A 26,387-nucleotide genomic window follows, 5' to 3' on the forward strand; every position below is an offset into this window, starting at 1 on the left:
GTCGTATTCTTAAGCTCTTGTTATCTTTTTTCTTTCCCCTATGAACCGTTTCAATTGGCAACGTGCCGTTATAAAAGTTGGCAGTGCGCTCATTGCTCCTGAAGGCAACGAGTGCAGCGGGCGTTATTTGCTGTCTCTCGCTCGATTTATTACTGCTAGTCGCGAAGCTGGCAAAGAAATTATTCTTGTCTCTTCTGGTAGTGTTGCCGCGGGCCGCAGCAAAGTGAAGGTTCGCCACAACGCATCTATTGCAGAAAAGCAGGCCATGGCTGCGATTGGCCAGAATTTAATGATGGCCAACTGGCAGCGCTTTTTCGACTTTCCCTGTGCACAAGTATTGTTAACGGCGGATGATTTACGCGATAGAACCCGCTACGTAAATATTAAAAATACCTTGCGCGAAATTTTGAATCACAATGCGCTACCTATTGTGAATGAAAACGACACAGTTGCTGTTAATGAGCTTAAAGTGGGTGACAACGATAACTTAGGTGCCTATACGGCGTTAGTTGCTCAAGCTGACACCCTCATTATCTGCTCAGATATCGACGGTTTATTTACCGCAGACCCAAGAAAAGACGCCAGCGCCACACTCATTCCACAGGTAGATAAAATAGACAGCACTATTTACGGCCTTGCCGGCGGCGCTGGAACTGCGATAGGAACTGGGGGCATGCGTACAAAAATTGAAGCAGCGGATAAATGTACCAGTAGCGGTATTCAAACCCTGATTGTAAATGGTCGAAAAGGAGAGACTTTTGATGCATTACTTGAAGGTAGTGTACCGGGGACTCTGTTTACAGCAAGCAGCACACCGGCTAATGCCCGAAGGCTGTGGCTTACTCACACTCTTAAAACCGCTGGCAGAATAGAAGTTGATAGCGGTGCGAAAGAGGCGTTAGTGCGAAAAGGCGCATCATTACTGCCGTCGGGTATTGTTGATATTGTCGGTTTGTTTGAACAAGGCGACGCTGTTGAAGTGGTATGCCAAGGAGAAGTTATTGCCAAAGGTCTTTGCCTGTATAACGCAAAAGACTTAACGCTTATAAAAGGGAAAAAGTCGAAAGAAATTGCCAGTGTGTTAGGTTATGAAACAACGGATGTTGCCATTCACCGTGACGATATGGTGCTTTATTCATAGCGCTACCCAAAAGAATCGCTGCAATAGACTACCGCACATTAAACATTAATTGGCGTTAGTCGTTCATCGATTTTCATTATTTGCGCCAACAACAAAGCGATACATTTATTCACTAAGGGACGATCATGACTGATATCACACCTACACTTGCCGACTACCCTTATAAAGTTACTATCGCCACGCGTTGGCAAGACAATGATGCGTACGGACATATCAACAATGTTGTGTATTACGGTTTCTTTGATACCGCGGTAAACCGCTTTTTGATTGAAGAAGGTGGACTAGATATACACAATGGGCAAACCGTGGCGTATGTGGTGAGCAGTCAGTGTCAGTACATTTCGCCGGCGGCTTATCCCGAAGACATTTTTGTGGGTTTGCGCGTTATCAAAATAGGTCGAAGTTCAGTGACTTATGGGTTGTCGGTGTATGCGGGCGAAAATAAGCGACGCGTGGCTCATGGCCAGTTTGTGCATGTATTTGTAGATAGGAAGACCGATAAGGCTATTCCTATCCCAGTAAACGTGAAAGCAGCGTTAGAGTCGATTGTGGAAGTGATGTAGGTCATGGCAAAAATGACGAAACACAACGCCTCTCAAGAGATCAGCAACGGCAAACGAAAGCAGGTTGTCTTTCTAGACGCCGAAACCATGGATTTGCCTAGCCTTGATACCTCGTCACTAGATGACTTACGAACTAATTTTGACGCCGCGATTACGCTTCATCAACAAACTCAAGCCGAAGACGTTGCCGAGCGCATAAAAAATGCCGATGCTGTGCTGGTTAACAAAGTCGTGCTACAAGCCAAAGATTTACAACAGGCCAGTCAGCTTCGCTATATTGGTGTAACTGCGACCGGCATGAACAATATCGACCGTGATTACTGCAAACAGGCGGGTATCACCGTTCAAAATGTAGAGGGCTATGGCACTGACAGCGTTGCTCAACATACGTTGACCTTGGCGTTGAATTTGGCCACCAATTTTGTGACGTATCAGCGCGATATACGCAACCAAGCATGGTCTAGTTCTTCTCATTTCTGCTTACTCAACCACCCCGTGGTGGAATTGGCGGGTAAGCATGCGGTAATTGTTGGGCATGGCGAGCTTGGCAAGCGTGTAGAGACATTGTTCAAGGCTATGGGTATGCAGGTGAGTATCGCTGCTCGCCCAGGTAAACAAGACGACCCTCGTCCAAGTCTTGCATCGCTTTTACCCAATGCCGATGTGGTAAGTCTTCATTGCCCTCTTACTGAAGCCACCGATAAGCTTATTAATGCCGAGACGTTGTCGCTGATGAAGCCAACCGCTTTTCTCATTAATACGGCTCGCGGCGGTTTGATTAATGAGGAGGCACTCTATCATGCGCTTAAAAACAACCAAATTGGCGGCGCGGGATTAGATGTACTAAGCGTGGAGCCTCCGCCTGTTGATCATATATTGCTTAAAGAGGCGCTACCCAACTTGCTGGTAACGCCGCATAATGCGTGGATTGGTAATGGCGCTAGGCAAAAACTGCTTAATAGCGCTATCGCCCATTTATCTGCCCACTTATCTTCTTGTTTATCAGAGCCTCAGGGTTAGAACGCTGCTATGAATAACGCGACCTTGTTTACTTTGTGCTGCCTTATTTGGGGCTCAACCTGGATAGCCATCACTTATCAAATAGGGCATACCTCTGAAACCTTTGCCATTGCGCTGCGTTATTTATTGGCGTCGGCCTGCTTAGGAGTTTACTGTGTTATTAGGCGTTTGCCGCTTAAGCTACCGGTACATGTTCATGTGAAAATGGCCGCAGTCGGTCTCTTTTTATACAGCTTAAATTACACGCTGCTGTATATGGCGCAAGCGCACATTATTAGCGCGCTGTTAGCCCTCATGAGCTCTTGCATTATTTACATCAACGTTGTGCTTCGGCGATGGTGGCTTAAAGAGCCTATAAGAAAAGAAGTGGTTATAGGTGCTACATTTGGCTTGCTGGGCATTGTGTGTTTGTTTGTGCCTGAGTTTTCCAAAGTATCCATGGATGCAGCCCTTGCCACTGGTCTTGCCATAGCGTTTGTCAGCTTTTTCTGCGCCTCAACAGGTAACGTTATCTCAGAGCGTATATTGACTTCGGGCACGCCTGTCATCCAAATGAATTTCTATGCCATGAGCTACGCCATGGTACTGCTTTTCATCACCTCACTGGCAATGCCGGGTAAGTTAGTCATTCCTACCCATACCGAGTTCTATTTGTCGCTGCTTTATCTGGCTATCTTTGGCTCTGTGTTTGCGTTTGGCGCGTACATGAAACTGTTAAAGCAAATGGGCGCTGACAAAGCCGCGTATGTCGTCTTGGTATACCCCATGGTTGCACTGGTTATTTCCACCTTTTTCGAAGGCTATACCTGGAGCGTTTTATCTGTGGTTGGGGTGGTCATTGTGCTGGTAGGCAACGCCATTGCAATGGGGAAAGTTCCCCGCTTTATGCGTCGCCCACCGGTGTCGAGTTAGGGGCTGGTAAAACCGTTTATTTGAGCGCGTTGATTTTCTTATTCAGTTCATAAGCAGGTTCGGTAACAATGGTTTCGAGAGTTTCAATACGCGTCATCAAGGCTTTAATTTGCGCATCTTTTTCTTCTAAACGCTGCTGCTGTTTGTCGGTCACGCCTTTTACAAATGGGTTGCTGCATTCGCCATTCATCCAGTCGTTTAATCGCCACTGAAATTTTGCGTCTAGGTAGCTTGCCAAAAGCACAAGCGACGTGATGCTGCCAATTAACAAAACTAAACTTAACGTAGACATAATGTTTTCCTAATCCGAATTTCAAGGTTGAAGGCTTTTAGGGAAAATGCCCTAAACGCACGCTACTGCACTTACTGTTTTAACTAGTCATTCGCTGTTCAAAAAAATTACAGCATTGGCGAAAAAAGTTTGTAATAAAAATTCGTGGGGGCAGACTGATAGAAGCAACACAATAAAATAACAACAGTTTTTGTGATTAGGGATGTGATCTTGGGGCAGGGTTTTGAAGATGTTTTTGCGCAATACGGGGCAATACTAAGCCGTGTAGCAAACAGCTATGAAGCAAACGAAGCGATGCAGCAAGAGTTATTGCAAGAAATTGCTATTGCCGTTTGGCAGGGGCTGTCTCGCTTTAAGGGCGATAGCAGCGTGAAAACCTATATTTTGAAGATAGCTCATAACCGCGCAGTTACTCACGTAGCAAATCAAGTGAAGCGTATTGATACCCATCAATACGACCAAGATGATTTGGGCTATGACGGGTTCGTCAGTAACACCCACTCACCAGAGGAAATGTCTAGTCAACACCAGTCGCTAGAGCGCTTGTTGCGCGCGGTACGGGCACTTCCATTGCAGTCAAGACAAGTGCTAACGCTTTCTCTAGAAGGCTTAAGTTACGATGAAATTGCAGACGTCTGTGGTCTGACTAAAAACCATGTTGGTGTGATATTAAAACGCGCCAAGCAAAGTATCATGCAGGAGCAACCGCATGCATAATTCAGATAAAGAGAATCAAACGAATCCGCCCGTATCAGTAGACCATGAGCAAAATGATGCCCTTTCTGCGCTATGGCAAGCTCAGCCAGTTACGATTATCAACCTCTCGGAAGTAAAAGCCAGCCTAAGCAGTGAACGAACAAAGCAACGTTGGTATATGGTTTTGGATTCCTTAATGGTTATCCCCGCTAGTTACATTCTTAACAAGTATTGGGGGGATATGACGCTTGTAGCACAAATGATGTTTCTTTTTATGCTAGTCACATCTTTGCCGCTACTCGTTTATCAGCTATGGTTAAGACGCATCGCTGCCTTCTACAAAGATAGCCAAACAGCAGACCATCTTGCCCAACTGATAAAGCAAATAAAAAACAATGTTAAAATCGCATTTATAACCAAACACTCAACTTGGGTAGCCGTAGTTTTTGGATTTGCATTCATTCTAGAACGATACTTCTTCGGTGACCTTTCCCCCGAAAAAATCACTAAGTTGTCCATTGTTATGACATTTATGACCATCGGGATGATGATTTGGTATGTATGGGCTCACAAAAGACAAAAGCGCTTCGAGCGACAGCTTAAAACGCTAGAAAGTATGGTGCAGCATTGCTAGAAAATAGGACTGAACTGAGAGGGTGCTTCATTACGCTCATGATTTAGTTGTCTTTGCTGGAGCTTGAGGTTTCAGCGTTACTTTCTTGTGGTGACTCTGAATTGTTATCAACCTCATCAGTATCATCACTGTCTTCAACACCGTTATCACCTTTACGAGTTCTTTTATCGCCCAAGAAAAACTCATAATAAAGGTCTAACGCAAACTCTGACTGGTCTTCCAATGTGGTTTGGATTGCCTCTAAATATAGGCTAGGTAATAACTGATATTTCAGTGCCAAATCAGGTGGAAGCTGTCTGCGACGTAGCGTGCTGTTGGCATCATTGTTACTTAAACCAACATCGACATTGTACTCCACTGATAGTCGCTCATTAATTTGCCCTGTAACCGACAACATGTTTTCGTTGGTGCTTAGGCTAAAATCATCTATCCCCAAGGCGCTGCCGACTTGCCCTGTGAGGGTTTTGGTGTTCGACAAGCCAAAGCCTAATAGCAGTGCAGCGTAATTAGGATCTTGTGTTCCCGAGTTTGGCCCTGAGCCAGTAAGCAAGTACGACAGTACGCCCTGCTGATCCATAGCTGGCTCTGAAAATAGGTTAATACTTGGCGAGTCGGCTGCACCGTCAATACGAATTCCCGCAATAACGTCGTCATCGGTTTTAGCGGGGTCGCGGATGGCTTCAACTAGCAACAAAGGCTGGTCGATGGGGCCGTTGAACTGCACTTCACCGGTTTGAATAATTAACTGTTGCCCATAAGCACTGTAGCGCCCGTTTAGTATTTGAAGGTCGCCGTAACCCACAAGTGCTGGCTGGGTGTTCACACGAATTCCGCCATATAAGCTTGCGGTTAGTCCAAACGCCTCAAGCTTCACTTCTTCGGTTTTGTTTTTATCAATGTTAACTAGCACCGACGCGTGAACGATATCTAGCGGATCTTCTCTATCGGGTTCGCCTCGTAGGTGCACGTCTTTTGAAGGCGAAACAGCGCTTTCAGGGAGCGACTCTATTTCAATTTGCGCCCACGGAATATTCACTTCGCCGGTAACATCAACCTTTTCTTTTGTGGCCGCTATATCAATATTCGGAGATACCTTGAGCCGGATATTTGGCTGACGAATTTCGAAGCCATTCCCTTTTAAATTGAATGTCGCGCTTGGGTCAGACGACCAGTCTATATTGCCCTTAAGCGCTCCTTTCCCTCCACCCAGCACAAACGCACCGTCTAGTGCTGCGGTCTGGCCATCAAGTACCACTTTTTGATTCCAATCTGCCAATGTTACGGGGGTATCTTGTATATCAATAGCACCATTTGAAATGGCTAATTCACCATTAAGCGCCGGGTCGTCAACATAACCACTTAGCCTAATATCTCCATTAAGCTTTCCTGTCAGGGTTCTAATCGCCGGGGAAAGCGGTTTAAAAGGCGCAACGTTGAGCCCTTCCATCACTAACTTGCCCTCTAGTGGTATGCGCTCATCAAACGGGCGGGTATTTAAAGAAAGCGTTGCATCGCCAATGTCTTGACTAGAGATTAAGGATGTCGACGTTAGCTGACCTTGCTTGATTTTTCCGTTAGTTTCTATGGAATTAATCGTAAGTGTAAGGGGCCGTGTTTCCCCTAGTTGCCACGGGGCGGCGCTCATTGAAGCGGAAAACGTCGCATCTATCGGATCTTTTGGTGAATAACTGCCCTTGGTTTTTACCGTGAGCGTTGCTTGCGAAGGGCTTGAAACAACGGTGGGTGCTAATTCATTCGCCCATAACCCAATCGGTAGTGAAGTAGCGCTTATGTCCCAACTGGCTTTATCTTCCTGATAATTCACATTTGAAATACACAGCTCCCCTTCCTTTCTAGAGGACCAGCAATGTTGGCCTATTTTGGCCGTTACCGGTGTGGTGCCAATGTCTAGACTAAACGAGCTTGATAATGTCCATTGCATATTAGCGAGTTTTAATGCGGTATCGCTGATTTCACCAACCCAATGGTTATTGGTCCATGCACCTTTGAGTGAAAGCGCGATCTTGTTGTTGGGCACTGCCATGTCTAGTTTTGCTGTGTGATCGCGATAGGTTCCATTGATTGCAATTTCGCCATTTAACGGCCCTTGCTGGGCTGCGGCAGCGTTTAGATTAGGCGAGATGGCAATATTAGAGAGGGCTAGGGTTCCGTTTGCGCTAGGGTTCTGCCAGGGACCGGTGGCATTTATCTTACCATTTATCCCGCCGGTTATTTCTGGGTATAGGCTTGAAACAGCATTAACACTAATTGCAATATCAGCATTTAAATGACGTTTATTAAGCACTTGAGCGACGGCGCGGATAGTATTTCTTTCCTGCTCATTTTCTTGCGTAACATTAATATTAGTTACAAATAAATCACTGGGGCCGGCATAAACAGCATTCCCTTTTACTTGCAGCGGTTTGTTTTGAAGCACGCCTGATACCGTCATATCTCTTAGGCTCATATGTAAGCCGCCGCGCTCAGAATATTGCAAGATGCTGTCGATCTGCCCGTTAATTTTCTCCGGGGCATAAGCACTGAACTGTCTACCTGACACGTTTTTAAGCGTTGTCTTACCTTCCCATGCAATGCTTTCGTTAAGATATAGTGTACCCGTGTTGGTTAAGCTGCCTTCCAACGCGTTAATATTGGCTTGATTAACAAAGATATTGTTCTTTTTCAGCACCACATCTAACGACACCGGCACATTCCCAATATCGGGCAAGGTAGCAGCACCAGCTCCTTTAAGCACGTAGTCGCCCATGGTGCCTGCAAGCGTTAACTGTCCTTCTTTTAGCGTGGTATTTTCCATGGTGGGTACAGCTTGCTCTTGCCAGTTCGCAGTGAATTCTATAGGAAGGTTACTGTCTAGTATGTTCGCCATGAGATTAGCGTTTGCGGTAACCGCCCCTTTGGCAATAACAGACAGCGTTAGGTCGTCCAACGCACCTGCGGCGGTTATGTTCACTTCTTGCGGAGCATCGCCGAGCTTCGTTTTGGCGGTAACCGCGACATCCAACGGGTAGTTTCCATTGAGCGAGGCTGTTGCTTTACCTTTTATTTCCCCCTGTTCATGCACAATTGCCAAATCTTCAATTGCAACATCGGCGCCTTTGAAGTGGGCGTCCAATACGGATATGAGAGAAATGTGCTGTTTATTGCCTTTTTGGGCTATTTGAAGGTCTTCTACCAATAATGTGCCAAGAGACAAGGGAATAGGCGAAGCTATACTGGGTAGTTCAGGTACGTTGTAGCTTAGCGAGTATGACGTAGGCAAAGCACTTTCAGTACTTGACGCCTGTTCTTGCTTTGGAGTAGCGTTTTGAGCAGATTGCTCACTATTAGTGTCCGGTGCATTGGTTATGGCTACAGGTGAAGAGCTGGCTGCCTCATCTGGGTTTAACAGAGCAATGCGGATTCCTTTCGCGGCTATGCTGTCGAGTATCAAGGCGCTATTGCCTTCAAAATCTGCTAACTCTAATTCATCTATTTCTACTGTTGTCGTAAGTAAAGCAAGTTTTATATTCGTTAGTGCTAAATACCCGACATCAATAGGCAGCGGTAATTCAACTTGGTCTCCTGTGGGAGTGTCACTCGACGATTCAGGCGCGTTTGATAGTTGTGTAAGCGTTGCATTTTCAAGCGTTAGCTCGTTGACGCATACTCTGGGCTCAAACAAACAACGCCACGTTACATCAATATAGGCATATTGTGCCGTTACCTTCCATTGCGGGTTTTCCCATGCAACATTATGCACTTCTAAGGTGTCAGCGAATCCGCCTTCAATAGCATCAATAGAAAGTTTATCAACAAGCGCGTTGGCCATTAACTTAACGGTAGGGCCCCCTAGCGGGCTGATTAATACTGCATATATGCCCACCAGTATAAAAATAGGTGACAGTAAAATAGCCGAAAGCGTACGTTTTCTCATAGCTCTGGCCCTAGCATTATATGGAAATCCCAAGTGTTCCCGTCAGGCGCAAAACCTCTAGCGATATAAAACCTCACCGGCCCGATAGGGGAAAGCCAGTGAACACCCGGTCCGATGCCGTAGGTCAGCGTTGTGCTGGTATCGTTAGTGGCTGTTCCCGCATCGATAAACGCTGCAACCCGCCAGTTATCTGCCACTTGGTAAGCGTACTCCACACTTGATGTGAACAAATACTTTCCACCGATTGAGTCTGTTTCAAGTTCGCCGGTTTCTGGGTCGATAACTTCGGCAGTAGGTGAGATTTCACGGTACTCAAAGCCTCTTATACTTTGATCGCCGCCGGCGTAGAAACGAAGTGATGTCGGTACTTCATCAAAACTATTGGTTTTAATGGCCCCAACTTCGCCACGAATTGTAACTCTATGTACATTATTAAAAGTGCGAATAACCATAGCTTCAACAACGGCTTTAGCGAAATCGATGTCAGAGCCATAGCCCTCTCTTCCTATTTGAGTGAGCACTTGTAGATAAGCACCGTTGGTAATACTAAGCTCACTATCTTTATCTTGATAGGTTAAAGAGTACCCAGGCAGCACAAGCGATGTGGTATTCGTGCTCAATTCTCCCTGATCGTATGTTTCCCGTAAATAGGTAATAGAGCCATCATGCTGCCACGGAGAATCGTCACCTTGCCAATAGCGGTGTGCAGAAAGGGATAGTGTTTCACTTTCGAACGAGGTGTTGCTGTATTCAATAAACTGATAACCGGCCTCGATGCTGGCGTAATCTCGGGTTATATTTCTCATGGGAATGCGATAGTCGGCGGTAACCGATTGTTCGGGTTCAGAAATGAAAATATCAGATGAGATCGAATGTCCTTTATCGTTTACCCAAGGTCGTTCCCAGCCCAAGCGAACCCTTGGACCTGTATCAGTGGCGGCACCCACTGATACGTTAAATGCATCTGTGGGTCTATGAAGTAGTGATACCTCTACTGGCACAAGTAAGCCTTCAGCTTCACTGACAACGGGGCGGGCAATAACCCGAGTAAAGTACCCAGATTGATTCAATCTGCGGTTGAAATCACCAAGTACTGCAGACGAATAGGCATCGCCAGCTTTGAAAGGCTTTAACCGTTCAATAATGTCCTTAGCCTTGTCATCCCCTACAAACTTTAACTCGCCAAATTGATATTGAGGCCCGCTTTGCGCAATTAAAAGCACGTTCGCTTGTTTTTCGTCGCGAACCAAATCCAAGCGAGTTGCCTGCCAGAAATAATCAAAATAGCCGTTGGATAGCGCGTAGCTGAACATAGAAGATTTAAACGATTCGTAAATGGTTTGGTTGAGCACGTCGCCTTCTTTAAGTTGTAACGAATTAAATCGCTCTCTAAAGGCTTTGTCTTCACGCCCTGCACCAATAATTTCACGGGTCACTTTATTTATCGTGAGCGGCGCATTTAACGCAACATTTACGGCGACTTTGTCACCTTCTAGTATGCGTACTTTTGTTTCACTATTGTAAAAGCCATAAGGCTGTACTGCTGTTGCCACCGCTCCTGCAACTTCATCTTGCCAATAGGGATCCGTCAATAGCGCCTTTTCTACATCAAGCCCATTTAGATGTAGACGAATATTATTACGAAGCTTTGAGTCGTCTACGCCTTTGATGTCATAAGTGATTGATTCTTCGGCAAACGATGCCATGCACAGTAACCACAACAGCGTGCAGCATACAGCTTTAGTCAATAAAGACGTTGCTTGGGATATTCTGAGCGCAAATTGTCGGAAAAATAGGTCTTGCAAACTGGCAAGCCTGCTCCAAGTTGAAGGCATGAAAAGGTCAAATCCTTAAGGTAACGCTGGGCTTAGAAGCTTACCACTAGAGGGTAAAATCCATGTTCTATCTATGGTTAATAGTACCACATTTACAGTTTGTATTCGTAAAGTACGACGAGAGATCAAATTCTTGCGCTAATGTAGATACTTCAAATCTTGGAAGGTTTATTTTTGTACATTAGAGAGTGAATTTGTATACTCAAGCTAGCATAGCTTTGAGAATTGCTCATTCGCTAAGTTCCGCCAACAACAAAAAATTACAAGGGAATGTTATGTCTTATAAAAAGACGGTCTCACTGACTGTATTTATTGCCCTACTGCTATTTACTATGTCTACCTCGTTGAGTGCAGAGCCTTCCGTTGGTAAGCCTACCTACGAAGCGTTTAGCTCGCTGCCAACCTATTGGACTCCGTCATTGTCACCTGATGGAAAGAAAATCGCTTTTGTTCAAAATGTTGAGCAAGAAGAGGCTTTTGCCATGCTTGCCACCTTTGACCTGATAAAGGGAGAGAAGCATTACCTGCTGCGCTCTGACAATGAGCGCGTCAAAATAAATTGGTATCACTGGGTTAATAATGAGCGATTAGTGGTCAGTGCTCGTTATGAGACTCGGCGAGGCACAACCAAAGTGCACGACACGCGGTTACTTAGCGTTAAGTTTGATGGCGAGGGCGGCGCGTTTAATATGGTTGAATGGGAACGCATTAAGCGCCGGGCCGGTAACCCTAACCACATTCCCCAGTTTCAAGATGAGGTTATCGATTGGCTACCTGATGACCCAGATCATGTACTTATAGCAATAGATGCAGAGGTGCTAGGTTTACCTTCAGTGTATAAAGTCAACGTTAACACAGGAGGCGTAAGCCGCATTATGCGCGGTAAAAAGCGCATCAGAGATTGGCTTACCGATCAACAGAGCAACGTACGTATTGGTATCTCACTCAATTATGACAGCGGTGAGCGTGAAGTTTTCCTAAAAGAGGAAGATGAATGGCGAACTTTGTTTGCCTATAACGCTATGACGGAGAAGGGTGAATACCCTGTAGGCTTTGCAAAAGACCCTAATATCTTATACTTCAAGGGCTACAAAGGCGACTACCGCGCACTTTATACCCTAAACCTTAAAACCAATGAGCGAACTGAAGTGTATGCCGATGATGGGTACGACGTAGATGGCAGCCTGATCTATTCACCAGTTACCCGAGATGCTATTGGAGTGCGTCATGATGGTCGTTTTTATTGGGATGAGCGCTATGTTGCACTTCAAAACGGTATAGATATTGGGCTCCCCGATTACGATAACACGCTAGTCAGTTTCAGTGATGATGAACAAACCTATATCGTTTATTCTGAATCGGACGTATTGCCCGGTGTTTACTTACTGGGTAACCGTAAGGAAGGCACGCTCGATGTATTGTTTCAGCAATACAGCCAAATTGACTCTGCACAATTATCAGAACATAAACTCATTGAATATGAAGCCCGAGACGGCATCAAGATCGAAGCATATTTAACCCTTCCCAAAGGTGACGGGCCCTTCCCAACAATTATTCATCCTCATGGCGGTCCGGGTGCACGAGACTTCAGTGGTTTCGACTATTGGACGGCATATTTTACATCGAAAGGCTACGCAGTGTTGAGACCGAATTTTAGAGGCTCAAGAGGCTATGGTTATAGTTTTGCGCAAAGCCAAATGAAAGGCTGGGGATTAGCTATGCAAGACGACATCACTGACGCGGCAGGCTGGATGGTTAAACAAGGTTATGCTGAACAGGATAATATGTGCATTGTTGGCGCAAGCTACGGTGGATATGCAGCTTTAATGGCAACGGTTAAAACCCCTGATTTATTTAAATGCGCGGTGAGTTTTGCCGGCGTAAGTTCACTTAAACACGTCGTCATTCACTCTCGCCGTTTCCTGAACAATGAATTCGTTAAAAATCAGATTGGGGACGACTACGATGATCTAGAAGCGCGTTCACCTTATTACAATGCGGAAAGTATCAAGACACCTATTTTACTTGTACATGGCGAAGAAGACCGTATTGTTCCACCTCTTCACAGTCGTTACATGGCTGACGAATTGGAAGACCTCGATAAAGTCTTTAAGTATGTAGAACTTGAAAGTGGCGATCACCACCTTTCTATTCAGCGTAATCGACATTTGTTTTTTAAAGAAATGGATGCATTTTTGGGCGCGTATTTGAAACCAAATAAAAGCGGCGAGAGGATGGCGGCAGACCTTACAACCGAATAGCTCCCGTTAAACGTGTCAGTATTTACGACAAGCGTGTGTGAATTGACGGCTTTTTAACCATATTTCAGGTATACTATGCAAGGCGCGATTGTTTCGCGCCTTTTTAATTTCCCCACTTTATTTCGTTTTCGAGAATTTATGCCCCAGACATCTAATGGCGTATCTGATGATACTGTAATTGTGCAAAAGCCCGCCCTTGGCCTTGTTGAATTTGTTGCCTTAATGGCAACCATGACATCGCTAGTGGCACTTAGTATAGATGCTATGTTGCCCGCACTCATTCAAATTGGTGAAGCTCTAAATGTAGAGGAGGCCCATCAAACCCATTTGATTGTAACCGTTTTCTTTTTAGGCATGGCATTTGGACAAATGTTTTTTGGCCCGTTTTCAGACAGCCGTGGTCGTCGTTTAACTATATTAGTGGGCTTGTGTATTTTCGCCTTAGGTACTTTTGTGTGTATGTTGGCAACCAACCTGGAAACCATGCTGGTGGGGCGGGTTATTCAAGCATTCGGCGTGTCAGGCCCTCGCATAGCTTCAATGGCCATCATTCGTGATTTATACGTGGGGGATGCCATGGCAAAAGTCATGTCGTTTATCATGATGGTGTTTATATTGGTGCCCATGTTAGCCCCCATCATCGGACAAACGGTGATGGAATTGACGTCATGGTTTCATATTTTCACTATGTTCCTCATAGTGGCTACTATGGCTGGAATCTGGTTTTTCTCTCGTCAGGGAGAAACCTTGCCTCGGGCAAAGCGCAGAAAATTCTCGCGCGCACACTTTTTCAAATCATCAAAGTTTATCCTAACCCACCCCGAAGTGATGGGTTACACCTTTGCGATGGGGTGTATTTTCGGCGCGTTTTTGGCGTATTTAAGCGCGTCACAAACCATCTTTACTGTGTTTTACAATGTAGGTGAATGGTTCCCCTATATCTTCGCTACCCTTGCCTTTTCCATCGGTCTTGCCTCTTACTTTAACGGAAAAATGGTAATGCGCTTCGGCATGCGCAAGCTGTGTCGATTTGCGCTTAAAGGCGTAAATTGTTTTGCGGTGGTGTATTTGGCACTGCTATTTGCTTACGATGGTCTGCCGCCATTAATTCCGACCGTGGCCGTTATGTTCGTTGGCTTTTTCTTTGTAGGTATTCTGTTTGGCAATTTAAACGCTATGGCAATGCAGCCTCTTGGCGATATGGCTGGTTTAGGTGCAGCAATTATTGGTTGCTTTTCAAGCTTATTCTCGGTGCCCGTTGCCCTTATAGTCGATAGTTTTTTAAATGGGAACTTGATGCCAATAGGTTGGGGGTTTCTAATCTTTTTTGCACTGGCTTATGTGTCAGTTCGCTTCGCTGAACGGGTGCGGGAAGTGGTTGTTTCTTAACGAGATAAGCATTTGTCAGTAACCGCTTTGAGTGAGAAGTAGTTCGCTGTAAAAAGAGATGTGAATTACTGAATTACAGGCATAAAAAAGCCCGACCAAAATGGTCGGGCAAGAGGGCTTAGTTAAGCACCTAACGACAGAAACTGTCCTATCCTATGATGGCTTTCATGTCAGTCATGTAGCCACGCAAGGTCTTACCTACCGATTCCACACCGTGTGAACGAATGGCTTCGTTAATTTCAACAAGGCGTTTGTTCTCTACTTGATTAGAAGTAGCTGCTAAACCCTTACCGATAACGCTGGTATCAATGGTAGGCATAAATTTCTCACGCAAAATCGGAATTGCTGCGTTGGCAAACAAATAGTTTCCGTATTCTGCTGTGTCTGAAATAACCACGTTCATTTCATACAAACGCTTACGTGCGATTGTGTTAGAAATTAGCGGTGTTTCATGTAGTGATTCGTAGTACGCAGACTCCGGCAGAATTCCAGCTTCAACCATTACGTCAAACGCAACTTCAACACCACACTTGATCATGGCAACTAGCAAGATGCCGTGGTCAAAGAATTCTTGTTCGCTGATTTCGCCTTCGTAAGCTGGTGCGTTTTCAAACGCGGTTTCACCGGTTTCTTCACGCCACTTAAGTAGGTTCGCATCGCCGTTTGCCCAATCTTCCATCATGGTGCGAGAGAACTCACCGCTGATGATGTCGTCTTGGTGCTTTTCAAATAGCGGACGAAGTAAATCAGTTAGCTGCTCAGAAAGCTCAAACGCTTTCACTTTTGCAGGGTTTGATAGACGGTCCATCATGTTAGTTACACCGCCAATCTTAAGTGCTTCAGTAATGGCTTCTAGGCCGTACTGAATAAGCGCACCTGCGTATCCTGGGTCAATACCGTCATCAACCATTTTCTCGAACGCAAGTACTGCTGCAACTTGCTGCATACCACATAAAATGGTTTGCTCGCCCATAAGGTCAGATTTAACTTCAGCCACAAATGATGACTCAAGTACACCTGCGCGGTCACCGCCCGTTGCACTAGCAAGTGCTTTGGCCTGATCCCAGCCCTTACCTTCAGGGTCGTTTTCTGGGTGCACAGCTATTAGTGTTGGTACACCAAAGCCACGCTTATATTCTTCACGTACTTCAGACCCTGGGCTTTTCGGCGCACACATAATTACTGTGATATCGCTACGAATTTGCTGGCCTTCTTCAACAATGTTAAAGCCGTGTGAGTAACCTAACGTTGCCCCTTTTTTCATAAGCGGCATTACTGCTTCAACTACACTCGCGTGCTGCTTATCAGGTGTCAGGTTATAAACTACATCAGCTTCTGGAATAAGCTGCTGATATGTACCAACAGTAAATCCATTGCTTGAAGCGCGTTTGTAAGAGTCGCGTTGCTCATCAATGGCCGCTTGACGCAGCGCATAAGAGACATCTAACCCTGAGTCACGCATATTCAGGCCTTGGTTAAGACCCTGCGCGCCGCAGCCTACAATGACAATTTTCTTGCCTTTTAAAAACTGACAACCGTCAGCGAATTCATCGCGTGCCATAAAGCGGCAGCGGCCAAGCTGATCTAACTGCTGGCGAAGTGACAGGGTGTTGAAATAATTAGCCATAAAAATTTCCGAACAACATTCATTTTTGTCAATATCAAACACCGACCTTGGCGTTGATAGACCTCGTCTATGACGACTTGATAATGAGACTAAAAGATTTCTTTTGTTTTGGAAAATGATATATTTGCAAGATAATATTGCATAAAGTGAAATGTATATGGATTTTCGCAGTCTACAGCTCTTTAATCACCTAGCTACCAGCCTACATTTCGGCGTCACCGCAGAGGCCATGTACGTGTCGCCTTCTACGCTAAGCCGGGTTATCCAACGCCTTGAGGACGAGTTAGGCTGTACGCTATTCAAACGTGACAACCGCAAAGTGGCGCTCACCCATAGTGGGCACAAGCTGCTGTCATTCTCAAAGCAAGCGCTAGCAGATTGGCAGCAATTAAAAATAGATTTAAAAGAAGATAACGATGCACTGCAGGGGGAGCTCAGCGTATTTTGTTCGGTTACCGCTAGTCAAAGTCATTTGCCCGCAATGTTAAGACAATTTAGACAACAGCACCCCGGCGTTGATATACGACTTATAACCGGTGACCCTGCCCTTGCTATAGAAAAAGTTAAGAGCAAGCAGTGTGATTTATCTATTGCTATCTACACACCTGACCTGCCAACCGACTTACATTTCACGGCTCTTGATAACGTACCCTTAGTGCTTATTGCACCAAAGGAATGGCGGCTCACTCAACTGAGTCAGTTAGACTGGACCAAACACCAAGTGATCATGCCTGAAACCGGCCCAACCCGTCGTACCGCCTATCACTGGTTTGCGGAGCACGGTATTCGCCCTAACGTATATGCCTATGTTGGGGGAAATGAAGCCATTGTAAGTATGGTGGCACTTGAGTGTGGGGTGGGCTTTGTACCTAAAGTGGTGCTTGATCATTCCAGTATGGCCAATGCAGTAACTCAAATACCTGTTGAAGATATCGAGCCTTACGCACTTGGTTTATGCTGTCTCCAAGACAAGCAAAACGAACCGCTTGTTAACGCATTTATGCAGCTCAACATACAAGCGCGTGTCTAAGTTAGAGTTTTTAACTCCCTTAGCTGGCACTAAGCTGTTTTATAAGGTTATCCAGAGCACGATAGCCCAGCGCTTCGGCAATGTGCGCCCGCGATACGGCGTCTTCTTCTTCAAGATCGGCAATGGTTCTAGCTACTTTTAGCGTACGGTGAAATACACGCATAGATAAATTAAGCTGTTTGGCAGCGGCCTGTAGAAACTGTAAATCCGCGTCATCAAGTAAGCATATATCGGCTAATTCACCTGCGTGTAGTGCACCATTGGGTTTACCTTGTCGTAGCCCTTGTTTGTGGCGTGCGGCAATAACTCTGTCTCGCGTTGCGTGTAATGAGTCGTCAGGCTGATTGGCAGGTTCTGGCAAGTCATAGTCTGGCAGTCGAGGTACCTCGACTTGTATATCGATTCTATCTAGCAGCGGTCCAGACAAACGGTTTAGGTAGTTGAGCTGCTGCTGTGGCGTTAATCGGTTATCATCAATATCCCCTGTCGGGCTTGGGTTCATCGCTGCGACTAACTGAAAGTTAGCAGGGTATGTTGCACTTCCTGAAGCGCGAGACAAATGCACGTCGCCGGTTTCAAGTGGTTCGCGCAATACGTCCAGTGCTTTTCGCCCAAACTCAGGCAGTTCGTCTAAAAACAAAATACCATTGTGGGCCAGTGATATTTCACCTGGCACAGGGTTAGAGCCACCGCCAGTAAGCGCTACAGCCGAGCTCGTATGATGTGGCGAGCGCAAATGGCGGTTTAAAAACCGTTCTGCATGCAGTTTTTCACCTTTTACGGAATGAATAGCGGCGACTTCCAAGGCTTCTTCTTCACTCATATCCGGTAATAGCGACAACATACGACTGGCGAGTAAGCTTTTACCTGTGCCTGGAGGCCCTACCATAAGTAAATTATGCGAACCACCTGCCGCAATAATCAGGGCTCGTTTGGCTTGCTCTTGACCGATAATGTCATCCCACCCTGAAGGAGTTTTATTCGTTACTCGCGAAGAAAATGGCTGGCCTTTAGCGAGTTTTTTGTTGCCGGTAAGATGTTCATAAACAGATAGAAGGTCAAAGGCGGGAAAGCGTGTCGCGTGGGTAACCAATGCGGCCTCAACATCATTATCTCCGGGATAAACCAGCGCAATATTTTCATTCGCGGCTGCCATGACTATAGGTATTAGCCCGTTAACCGGCTTTATTTCACCGTTTAACGCAAGCTCGCCCACAAAGGCAATGTTAAGTAGGCTGATGTCTGATATGTAGCCCGACGCGGCTAAAATACCTACGGCAATGGGAAGGTCAAACCGCCCGCCAAACTTGGGAATATCTGCTGGCGCTAAATTCACGGTTATACGCTTAGCGGGAAATTCAAAACCACTGTTAATGAGTGCACTGCGAACCCGCTCACGGGCTTCTTTTACACTGGTTTCTGCCATGCCGACCAGTTGAAAAGCAGGTAAACCATTCGCTAGGTGAATTTCTACACTTACCTCTGGTGCCGACACCCCCTGCCCTGCAAAGGTTTTAACAACAGCCATTCCCATATTGTGAACACCCTCTCTTCGTACACGCTTATTATTTGCCTAACTGAAATTTCAAAACTCAGGCGCGGCCAAATAGCCAACGCGCTAGGCATAAACTCTAGAGAGAGTGGGACGAAGATGTAACTGTACTAACGACGGGATTTATCGCCAATATTCATCGAGTGAGTCCATTAATTATATTGCTTGGCAAGGAAGAGTACATGCTAATGATGATCGCTATAAAATACAGGTAGCTGCCAATGCCAGCGCATGGCGCCTAGCCTAAACAATACGGTGGTTGCAAGGGCGGCAATTCCGCACCATTGAGTAGCAAGGTTAAATTCAAGTGCTATGCCATATACAATACCGCCAGCAATACAGGTCATCGCATAAAGCTCGCCGTTTAGTACCAGTGGTACCTCGCGACAGATAACGTCCCTTAGCAAGCCCCCAAATACGCCAGTAATGGTGCCCATTGCAACTGCCACTGCCATGCCTGTGTCGTTGGCTAAGGCTTTCTCTATGCCAACCACGTTAAATAGCGCCAGCCCAAAAGCATCGGCAATTAATAAATAGTGAAACGGGAAGCGAGGGCTAATTCGTAGCCAAACAATGGGAATAAAGGCGGCAATTAGCGTGGTGTACAAGTAATCGGTATCAGCAATCCAAAACACGGGTACATCTAGCATCACATCACGAAGTGTTCCGCCGCCAATGGCGGTAGCACTGGCGAGGACCACCACGCCAAATCCATCCATGCGTTTTTGATATGCCATAAGGGTGCCTGAAATTGCACACACGGCAACGCCTGCTAGGTTTAACCAGTGAAACCAATCGAACATGCTTTATACCCTTTTACTACTATTAAGAACTCGCTATTTCTGCCGCAAAAAACTTGATCAAGCCGTGTGTTTCATGATATTTCTTTGCGCAATACCAATACGCTGTGTACTGCGCATTGTGTGTAGGGGGAAAGCCATAACCCCTAACGAACAACATTTCATTTTTATAATGCCAAAAGAATAAGGCATTGTAAGTCAAAGATATCATATAAAACAAAGCGCTACTGAACTGTAAGCAGTAAGGCTTTGTCGCCCTTCGCTTGAACGACCTAAGATGATTTAATACATCATCAGTATGACATGCAATTTTGAGTAAAACAGCGCGTATTGGAAAACAAGCCAAGGCATTACTGGTTTACCACTGTTTTTAAGTTTCACATAAAAGGTCTAGCATTAAAGCCTAGTACCTTAAATTAACGGGAAGGATTTATGCCCAAGTTACGTTCTGCAACTACCACACAAGGTAGAAATATGGCCGGCGCTCGTGCGCTATGGCGTGCTACAGGAATGAAAGATTCTGATTTCGGCAAGCCTATTATTGCTATCGCTAACTCATTTACGCAGTTTGTACCTGGGCACGTTCACCTCAAAGACCTTGGTCAGCTAGTAGCGCGCAGCGTGGAAGAGGCTGGTGGTGTCGCCAAAGAATTTAACACTATAGCGGTAGATGACGGTATCGCTATGGGTCACAGCGGTATGCTGTACAGCCTTCCGTCTCGCGAAATCATTGCTGATGCAGTGGAATACATGGTGAACGCACATTGCGCCGATGCCATCGTGTGTATTTCTAACTGCGACAAGATCACCCCGGGAATGCTAATGGCGTCTATGCGCTTGAACGTACCGGTAATTTTTGTGTCTGGCGGCCCAATGGAAGCGGGTAAAACCAAGCTTTCAGACCAGCTTATTAAACTAGACTTGGTTGATGCCATGGTCGCGGCGGCTGACGACAAAGTTAGCGATGCTGATACCGATGAAATTGAGCGCTCTGCCTGCCCTACCTGCGGTTCGTGTTCTGGGATGTTCACTGCGAACTCCATGAACTGTCTAACCGAAGCGTTAGGTCTATCGCTGCCGGGCAACGGCTCTATGCTAGCCACGCACGCCGACCGTGAAGGCTTGTTTAAGCAAGCCGGTAAGCAAATTGTAGAGCTTTGTAAACGTTATTATGGCGATGATGATGAAAGCGTATTGCCACGTAACATTGCCAACTTTAAAGCTTTTGAAAATGCCATGAGCTTAGACATTGCTATGGGCGGCTCAACCAATACTATCCTGCACTTATTGGCGGCAGCAATGGAAGGTGAAGTGCCTTTCACTATGGATGATATTGACCGCCTGTCTCGCAAAGTGCCTCACTTATGCAAGGTGGCGCCTTCTACCCCTAAATACCACATGGAAGACGTACACCGTGCGGGTGGCGTATTGGGTATTTTGAACGAGCTAAATAAAGCGGGCTTGCTTAACACCGATGTTGACCATGTTTTAGGTAAACCGCTTACTGACGTTATCAGTGAGTGGGATATCACTAACCCAGAGAATAAAGACGCAATTACTTTCTATCGTGCGGGCCCTGCGGGTATTCGTACTACTAAAGCCTTTAGCCAAGATTGTCGCTGGGATGAGGCTGATGATGACCGCGAAAACGGCTGCATCCGCTCCATCGAGAATGCGTTTAGCCAAGAAGGCGGCCTAGCGGTGCTCTATGGCAACTTAGCAGAAGATGGCTGCATTGTTAAAACCGCTGGTGTGGATGAGTCTATTCTTAAATTCAATGGTACCGCCCGTATTTACGAAAGCCAAGACGACGCGGTGGCAGGTATCTTGGGCGATGAAGTAAAAGCCGGTGATGTGGTCTTTATTCGCTATGAAGGCCCTCGCGGTGGGCCAGGTATGCAGGAAATGCTGTATCCAACGTCGTATTTGAAATCGAAAGGCCTAGGCAAACACTGCGCCTTGGTAACAGACGGGCGTTTTAGTGGCGGTACAAGTGGCTTGTCTATCGGACACTGTTCACCAGAGGCCGCCAGCGGTGGCGGTATTGGCCTAGTTGAAGATGGGGATAAAATTGAAATAGATATCCCTAATAGAAGCATCAACATTGTTATTTCTGATGAAGCACTTGCCGAGCGCCGTGCAAAAATGGAAGCAAGCGATAAGCCTTGGAAACCGAAAGATCGTGTACGCGAAGTTTCTACGTCACTTAAAACCTTTGCGGCGTTAGCAACCAGTGCCGATAAGGGTGCAGTACGCGATGTCAGTAAGCTGGAAAATTTGTAATGACATCAACACACGTAAGCGATCACGAGTATTTAAAAAAGATCTTACTTGCCCCGGTTTACGATGTAGCCGTAGCAAGCGAGCTTTCCTATATGTCTCTGCTTTCGGCAGAACTTGGCAACGAAATCTTTCTTAAGCGTGAAGATCAGCAGCCGGTAAAAAGCTTTAAACTGCGCGGTGCCTATAACCGTATTTGCTCACTAAGCGACGAGCAATTGCAAGCTGGCGTAATTGGCGCCTCGGCGGGTAATCATGCGCAAGGCTTAGCGTACAGCGCAAAGATGAAAGGCATTCAAGCGACTATTGTAATGCCTGAGACCACGCCAGATATCAAGGTAGATGCAGTACGTCGCTTCGGTGGTGATAACGTAAATGTAGTATTGCATGGCACCAGCTTTGACCAAGCCAGTAACCACGCCAAAGCTTTGTGCGAAACCCATGGCTATACTTTTGTACCGCCCTTTGACGACCCTGATGTTATTGCAGGACAAGGCACAGTTGCGCGAGAGCTGCTAGAGCAAAACCCCAATCTTGATATTTTGTTTATAGCTGTTGGCGGCGGCGGCTTAGCCGCGGGTATTGCGGTTTACCTAAAGCAATTAAAGCCAAGTATAAAAATTATTGCAGTAGAGTCAGAAGAGTCGGCCTGTTTTATTAAAGCAAAAGCGCAAGGCGCGCCAACAGAACTTGAAAGCGTGGGCATTTTTGCCGATGGTGTGGCTGTTAAAGTAATGGGGCAAGAGACCTTCCGCCTGTGTAATCGTTTAGTCGACGAAACCATTACCGTTACCAATGATGAAATCTGCGGGGCTATAAAAGATATTTTCGATGACACCCGTGTTATTGCTGAGCCTGCGGGCGCATTGTCGGTGGCGGCAATTCGTAAATACGCAAAACAGCACGACCTTAAAGGTAAAAAGCTAGGCGGTATTTTATGTGGTGCAAACATTAACTTTCATACCTTGCGCTACGTGTCTGAACGCTGTGAGTTAGGCGAGCAGAAAGAAGCCGTGTTTGCGGTTAAAATTCCTGAAACCAAAGGTGCGTTTAAACAGTTTTGCGAGTGCGTTGGGGCAAAAGCGATCACCGAATTTAACTATCGCTATGCCAGTGAGAGCGAAGCACATATTTTTGTTGGGGTTAAGCTTAAAGGCGGGCAGCAAGAATTCGCTGCACTGCAAAGCGACCTTGAAAGCAAGGGGTATGACTGCGTTAACTTAACGGATAACGAGTTAGCGAAGCTCCATGTTCGTCACATGGTTGGTGGTCGGCCGCCAACTATACTCAACGAGCAAGTATTTAGCTTTGAGTTTCCGGAGCGCCCGGGTGCGTTATTGAATTTCTTAAATACGTTAGGTGAACAGTGGAACATTACGCTATTTCACTATCGTAACCACGGCGCAGCAGAAGGTTTGGTACTGGCTGGCTTTGATATAGCCCCAGAAAGTCGAGATGACTTTAACCAGCATGTTGTCGAGTTAGGCTATAAGGTTGAAGAAGTAACGGATAATCCTGCATATCGCTTTTTCCTGTCGCAACCAGCGTAAAGTCTTATTGGTATGCCGAACAGGCTTTGATAACAATACATATACGAAAAATGGCTCGTTTTTAACCGTTTTCGCTTTGTATTGCTTCACGTTAAGCGCAGGTTTACCGAGGAGCGATACAAAGCGGCACTATTTTGACCTTAATGGCTTCGCATTTGTTGAACGTTGCATAACTGCATTAAAAGAAGTCATTGACTAGATATACGCGCAATAAAAAACCCATGCCAATGCATGGGTTTTTGCTAAGACTAATGCAAAGCTGCTGGCTGCGGCAATAGGCCTAACTTGCAGAATTAAGGGCAACATTTTCCAAATGCTGAATCATCTCAGGCCATATTAAGTCCATAACATCAGCGCGCAACGCTTCGCACTCTTCCGAGTATTTTAGGCTGCCGTCTTTTTCAGAGTCTAACCAATGGTTATCTTTTAGAGCACTGATAAAGCTAGACAGTACGTTCTTATCGTAGAATTCAGGTGAGCTAAGCCCGTAAAGCGCTGATAAACGCTCGGCGACTTGTTTGCTTTCTCGTTCTAATGCACTGCGGCTAATGACTTTTTCTTTATCTAAAATAGTTAATACAACGGCATAACGCTGTAATGTTTCCTGCATACAACGGCTTAATAGCCATGATGAATGGAACTCTTTGCAGTGTGCATCTGGCGGTAAAAGCTCACCATCTTTTTGGCGTAATAGCCCATTGTCAAGCATCGCTGTGATTAGTGCGTCAGTGTGCGCAAGCGCTTCATCTTGGGTAAGGTGCAAGAACAGCTCTTTTTGCAGCAACGGATAAAGTGCAGCAATAAGCTGAAAAATGCTGTTCTTCGTGGCGCCTTTCTTCGCAAAGATAGAGGCCATGATAAGACCTGGGATTGCGAATAAGTGCAAAATGTTGTTGCGGTAATAGGTCAGGTACACCGCAGATTTTGGCTGTGGACTGATCAAGCGCCCGTAATCATCTTCGTTGATATCAAAGCGACCTAACTTGAGCGTATCGCGCAATAGTTCTTCCGCCGACGAATCTGGAATGGTGGCATCATTGCTGAACGGCACGGCTTTAAACAAGTGCATGAAATCGCCCATGGCTTGTTTTAGTTCGGCTTCGCTCATGGTTTGTCTTTTAGATGATAAAAGACATAACGACGCTAACGCCATACCGTTTAATGCTGCTGCACGGTTGATGCGGGTCATGACGTTGTTAGCCAACTCATTAACGGCAGGCGTTAACCAAGCAGGCTTTTTCTCAGGTTCGGCGTCGCGGCAATCTCGCCAATTCGGCACATGACTCTCAAGAAACTGGTTAAGCGCAATAGGCTCACCAAAGTTTACATAGCCATGCCCGTAATTTTTAAGTTTACGAATGGCAGAGAACACCTGAAGGTTAGATTCTTTTTTCTTCTTAGAGCCTTTAAGTTCATTCAAATAGCTCTTCACTTCCATTACGTTTTCATAGCCAATGTAGACAGGCACAATACTTACAGGGCGGTTAACGCCTTTGAGCATGGCTTGAATAGTCATAGCTAACATACCGGTTTTAGGCGGAATTAGGCGACCAGTACGGCTGCGTCCACCCTCGGGGTAATATTTAACAGAGTAACCTTTGTTAAACAGCAACTCTAAATATTCTCTGAACACAGCCGTGTAAAGCTTGTTGCCAGCAAAACTCCGGCGTAGGAAGAAAGCGCCTCCTCGGCGAAACATTTTTCCGACAGGCCAAAAGTTAAGGTTGATACCCGCTGCAATGTGAGGCGTTACCATACCCTCGTGATAAATCACGTAAGTTAATAACAGATAATCCATGTGGCTGCGGTGGCAAGGAACATAAATAATTTCGTGACCGTTAGCGGCCAGCTCACGTATGCGCTCAGCATGGCCTACGCTAATGCCGTTATAAATCTTGTTCCAAATGCGTGTGAGCAGTCTGTCACCAAACCGGATAAGTCCTTCACGGTAATCTGCAGCAATCTCGGTAATATAGCTCTGTGCAGTTTCCTTTGCTTTTTCATGAGTCACTTTTTTGCTTCGTGACTCTTCAGCAATGGCACGACGCACTGCATCTGAACCTAACACACTGTTATTCAGTTCCTGGCGCTCGAGCAGCGTTGGGCCAGTCATGCTTTGACGCTTTCGCTGAAAGTGAGTACTTGCTACTCGCACGAGTTTGTGAGCAATACTTTGATCGCTGCCGTGTTGGTTAGACATGGCACGTGCTGATACTGCTTTAGAATAGTTAATGAAGTTATCACGGCCTAAAAATAGCACGATGAACAATTTGCGAAGCCAACTTGGTGCTGCTGCCTCCGTAATCAAATCGCTTAAGCCTGGGTTCCCCCGCCCCGGGGCTCGACCCCACGTGACATATACAGGCACAACCTGTAAATCTAGATTTTCATGATCTCTATGCAAATGAAAAAGGTCAGTGAAAACCTCTTCAATCCCGGTATCTTTGGCTGACGAGCGAAAAATAGGCTGGGTTTTACGTAAGAACAGCGTCGACGAATATTCTCGCCCTGCCAATGTGAGCGTATCTGTAGGACTAGGTAAACCTAGCGCTTTTGTCGACATTCTCAGTGCAAGCTGATCTGTCACTGAGTTGTTGGGAAGTAGATAAACGATAGGTTTGCTTTTATCTATTCCTAATTCGGTTTCAACGTTAACTGGAATACTGTGAGCTTTGACCAGCAACTTAACAGGATAATGAAACACCGACAGAAGGGCTTTTCGCATCCACGACATGAATTATGTAATCCTATGAAATAAAAACGAGTGAAGTGTAACACAATCGCGTCGCAATCTCGCGATGAGCCAATGTTATTGATTTGCTTGTTTTACAGACTCCGTACCTAGCTGTAAGTTCAAGAAGTTCAAAAGCG

General features: G+C 45.9%; 18 protein-coding genes. 11 read left to right on the forward strand and 7 right to left on the reverse strand.

Features of this window, described 5'->3' with window-relative positions:
* Positions 1-40: 40 nt before the first annotated feature.
* The 4 genes from proB to ACXAFM_RS09585 all read left to right on the forward strand — a co-directional run bounded on the left by proB (position 41) and on the right by ACXAFM_RS09585 (position 3,636).
* The gene (gene proB / locus ACXAFM_RS09570) at positions 41-1,141 is read left to right on the forward strand and encodes a glutamate 5-kinase (RefSeq protein ID WP_474828966.1); all 1,101 of its coding nucleotides are present in this window, start codon (positions 41-43) and stop codon (positions 1,139-1,141) included.
* A gap of 125 nt (positions 1,142-1,266) precedes the next feature.
* Positions 1,267-1,704 carry an acyl-CoA thioesterase gene (locus ACXAFM_RS09575; protein WP_474828968.1) on the forward strand — a complete coding sequence of 146 codons (438 nt, stop codon included), beginning with the start codon at positions 1,267-1,269 and terminating at the stop codon, positions 1,702-1,704.
* A 3-nt stretch (positions 1,705-1,707) separates the two neighbouring features.
* Positions 1,708-2,724, forward strand: coding sequence for a D-2-hydroxyacid dehydrogenase (locus tag ACXAFM_RS09580; RefSeq protein ID WP_474834349.1), 1,017 nt, complete (start codon positions 1,708-1,710; stop codon positions 2,722-2,724).
* A 9-nt stretch (positions 2,725-2,733) separates the two neighbouring features.
* Positions 2,734-3,636, forward strand: coding sequence for a DMT family transporter (locus ACXAFM_RS09585; protein WP_474828972.1), 903 nt, complete (start codon positions 2,734-2,736; stop codon positions 3,634-3,636).
* Between the two features lie 16 nt (positions 3,637-3,652).
* Here the strand turns inward: ACXAFM_RS09585 and ACXAFM_RS09590 are convergent, their stop codons facing one another.
* Positions 3,653-3,928: a hypothetical protein gene (locus ACXAFM_RS09590; RefSeq protein WP_136782441.1), complete on the reverse strand. Its 276-nt coding sequence runs from the start codon at positions 3,926-3,928 to the stop codon at positions 3,653-3,655.
* Between the two features lie 210 nt (positions 3,929-4,138).
* On the opposite strand from ACXAFM_RS09590, the gene ACXAFM_RS09595 reads away from it, so the two are divergent.
* Both ACXAFM_RS09595 and ACXAFM_RS09600 read left to right on the forward strand, forming a co-directional pair.
* Positions 4,139-4,645, forward strand: coding sequence for an RNA polymerase sigma factor (locus ACXAFM_RS09595; protein WP_474830561.1), 507 nt, complete (start codon positions 4,139-4,141; stop codon positions 4,643-4,645).
* Positions 4,638-5,258: a hypothetical protein gene (locus ACXAFM_RS09600; protein ID WP_474828974.1), complete on the forward strand. Its 621-nt coding sequence runs from the start codon at positions 4,638-4,640 to the stop codon at positions 5,256-5,258. Before ACXAFM_RS09595 ends, ACXAFM_RS09600 begins: the two co-directional genes overlap by 8 nt.
* A gap of 43 nt (positions 5,259-5,301) precedes the next feature.
* On the opposite strand, the gene ACXAFM_RS09605 is transcribed toward ACXAFM_RS09600, so the two are convergent.
* Positions 5,302-9,192 (reverse strand): translocation/assembly module TamB domain-containing protein, encoded by a 3,891-nt coding sequence (locus ACXAFM_RS09605; RefSeq protein WP_474828976.1) that lies wholly within the window; start codon positions 9,190-9,192, stop codon positions 5,302-5,304.
* Positions 9,189-11,027 (reverse strand): autotransporter assembly complex protein TamA, encoded by a 1,839-nt coding sequence (locus tag ACXAFM_RS09610; RefSeq protein WP_474828978.1) that lies wholly within the window; start codon positions 11,025-11,027, stop codon positions 9,189-9,191. Before ACXAFM_RS09610 ends, ACXAFM_RS09605 begins: the two co-directional genes overlap by 4 nt.
* A 275-nt stretch (positions 11,028-11,302) precedes the next feature.
* Here ACXAFM_RS09610 and ACXAFM_RS09615 point away from each other — a divergent pair, with 275 nt between their 5' ends.
* Positions 11,303-13,288 (forward strand): alpha/beta hydrolase family protein, encoded by a 1,986-nt coding sequence (locus ACXAFM_RS09615; protein ID WP_474828980.1) that lies wholly within the window; start codon positions 11,303-11,305, stop codon positions 13,286-13,288.
* 138 nt (positions 13,289-13,426) lie between these two features.
* The gene (locus tag ACXAFM_RS09620) at positions 13,427-14,677 is read left to right on the forward strand and encodes a multidrug effflux MFS transporter (RefSeq protein ID WP_474828982.1); all 1,251 of its coding nucleotides are present in this window, start codon (positions 13,427-13,429) and stop codon (positions 14,675-14,677) included.
* A 148-nt stretch (positions 14,678-14,825) separates the two neighbouring features.
* Here the strand turns inward: ACXAFM_RS09620 and ilvC are convergent, their stop codons facing one another.
* Positions 14,826-16,304, reverse strand: a complete 1,479-nt coding sequence (gene ilvC / locus ACXAFM_RS09625) for a ketol-acid reductoisomerase (RefSeq protein WP_474828984.1) — start codon at positions 16,302-16,304, stop codon at positions 14,826-14,828.
* Positions 16,305-16,461: 157 nt separating this feature from the next.
* Between ilvC and ilvY the strand changes: the two genes are divergently transcribed.
* The gene (ilvY, locus tag ACXAFM_RS09630; RefSeq protein WP_474828986.1) at positions 16,462-17,334 is read left to right on the forward strand and encodes an HTH-type transcriptional activator IlvY; all 873 of its coding nucleotides are present in this window, start codon (positions 16,462-16,464) and stop codon (positions 17,332-17,334) included.
* Positions 17,335-17,353: 19 nt separating this feature from the next.
* Here the strand turns inward: ilvY and ACXAFM_RS09635 are convergent, their stop codons facing one another.
* Together ACXAFM_RS09635 and ACXAFM_RS09640 are read right to left on the reverse strand one after the other, a co-directional pair.
* Complete coding sequence (locus tag ACXAFM_RS09635) at positions 17,354-18,868, reverse strand: YifB family Mg chelatase-like AAA ATPase (protein ID WP_474828988.1); 1,515 nt, start codon at positions 18,866-18,868, stop codon at positions 17,354-17,356.
* A 203-nt stretch (positions 18,869-19,071) separates the two neighbouring features.
* Positions 19,072-19,689 carry a trimeric intracellular cation channel family protein gene (locus ACXAFM_RS09640; RefSeq protein WP_474828990.1) on the reverse strand — a complete coding sequence of 206 codons (618 nt, stop codon included), beginning with the start codon at positions 19,687-19,689 and terminating at the stop codon, positions 19,072-19,074.
* 429 nt (positions 19,690-20,118) lie between these two features.
* Here ACXAFM_RS09640 and ilvD point away from each other — a divergent pair, with 429 nt between their 5' ends.
* Both ilvD and ilvA read left to right on the forward strand, forming a co-directional pair.
* Positions 20,119-21,969: a dihydroxy-acid dehydratase gene (gene ilvD / locus ACXAFM_RS09645; protein ID WP_474828992.1), complete on the forward strand. Its 1,851-nt coding sequence runs from the start codon at positions 20,119-20,121 to the stop codon at positions 21,967-21,969.
* A complete protein-coding gene (ilvA, locus tag ACXAFM_RS09650) occupies positions 21,969-23,516 on the forward strand; it encodes a threonine ammonia-lyase, biosynthetic (RefSeq protein WP_474828994.1) in 1,548 nt (515 codons plus the stop codon). The genes ilvD and ilvA overlap by 1 nt, the downstream gene beginning before the upstream one ends.
* 280 nt (positions 23,517-23,796) lie before the next feature.
* On the opposite strand, the gene plsB is transcribed toward ilvA, so the two are convergent.
* On the reverse strand, positions 23,797-26,250 hold the full coding sequence (plsB, locus tag ACXAFM_RS09655) for a glycerol-3-phosphate 1-O-acyltransferase PlsB (RefSeq protein ID WP_474828996.1): 2,454 nt from the start codon (positions 26,248-26,250) through the stop codon (positions 23,797-23,799).
* Positions 26,251-26,387 lie beyond the last annotated feature (137 nt).

Source organism: Alteromonas sp. ABD4_190 (assembly GCF_056160105.1).

Bases quoted from the DNA above. Each gene is read 5' to 3' on its own strand.
- proB (WP_474828966.1), top strand. From the start codon at position 41: ATGAACCGTTTCAATTGGCAACGTGCCGTTATAAAAGTTGGCAGTGCG.
- ACXAFM_RS09575 (WP_474828968.1), top strand. From the start codon at position 1,267: ATGACTGATATCACACCTACACTTGCCGACTACCCTTATAAAGTTACT.
- ACXAFM_RS09580 (WP_474834349.1), top strand. From the start codon at position 1,708: ATGGCAAAAATGACGAAACACAACGCCTCTCAAGAGATCAGCAACGGC.
- ACXAFM_RS09585 (WP_474828972.1), top strand. From the start codon at position 2,734: ATGAATAACGCGACCTTGTTTACTTTGTGCTGCCTTATTTGGGGCTCA.
- ACXAFM_RS09590 (WP_136782441.1), bottom strand. From the start codon at position 3,928: ATGTCTACGTTAAGTTTAGTTTTGTTAATTGGCAGCATCACGTCGCTT.
- ACXAFM_RS09600 (WP_474828974.1), top strand. From the start codon at position 4,638: ATGCATAATTCAGATAAAGAGAATCAAACGAATCCGCCCGTATCAGTA.
- ACXAFM_RS09605 (WP_474828976.1), bottom strand. From the start codon at position 9,192: ATGAGAAAACGTACGCTTTCGGCTATTTTACTGTCACCTATTTTTATA.
- ACXAFM_RS09610 (WP_474828978.1), bottom strand. From the start codon at position 11,027: ATGCCTTCAACTTGGAGCAGGCTTGCCAGTTTGCAAGACCTATTTTTC.
- ACXAFM_RS09615 (WP_474828980.1), top strand. From the start codon at position 11,303: ATGTCTTATAAAAAGACGGTCTCACTGACTGTATTTATTGCCCTACTG.
- ACXAFM_RS09620 (WP_474828982.1), top strand. From the start codon at position 13,427: ATGCCCCAGACATCTAATGGCGTATCTGATGATACTGTAATTGTGCAA.
- ilvC (WP_474828984.1), bottom strand. From the start codon at position 16,304: ATGGCTAATTATTTCAACACCCTGTCACTTCGCCAGCAGTTAGATCAG.
- ilvY (WP_474828986.1), top strand. From the start codon at position 16,462: ATGGATTTTCGCAGTCTACAGCTCTTTAATCACCTAGCTACCAGCCTA.
- ACXAFM_RS09635 (WP_474828988.1), bottom strand. From the start codon at position 18,868: ATGGGAATGGCTGTTGTTAAAACCTTTGCAGGGCAGGGGGTGTCGGCA.
- ACXAFM_RS09640 (WP_474828990.1), bottom strand. From the start codon at position 19,689: ATGTTCGATTGGTTTCACTGGTTAAACCTAGCAGGCGTTGCCGTGTGT.
- ilvD (WP_474828992.1), top strand. From the start codon at position 20,119: ATGCCCAAGTTACGTTCTGCAACTACCACACAAGGTAGAAATATGGCC.
- ilvA (WP_474828994.1), top strand. From the start codon at position 21,969: ATGACATCAACACACGTAAGCGATCACGAGTATTTAAAAAAGATCTTA.
- plsB (WP_474828996.1), bottom strand. From the start codon at position 26,250: ATGTCGTGGATGCGAAAAGCCCTTCTGTCGGTGTTTCATTATCCTGTT.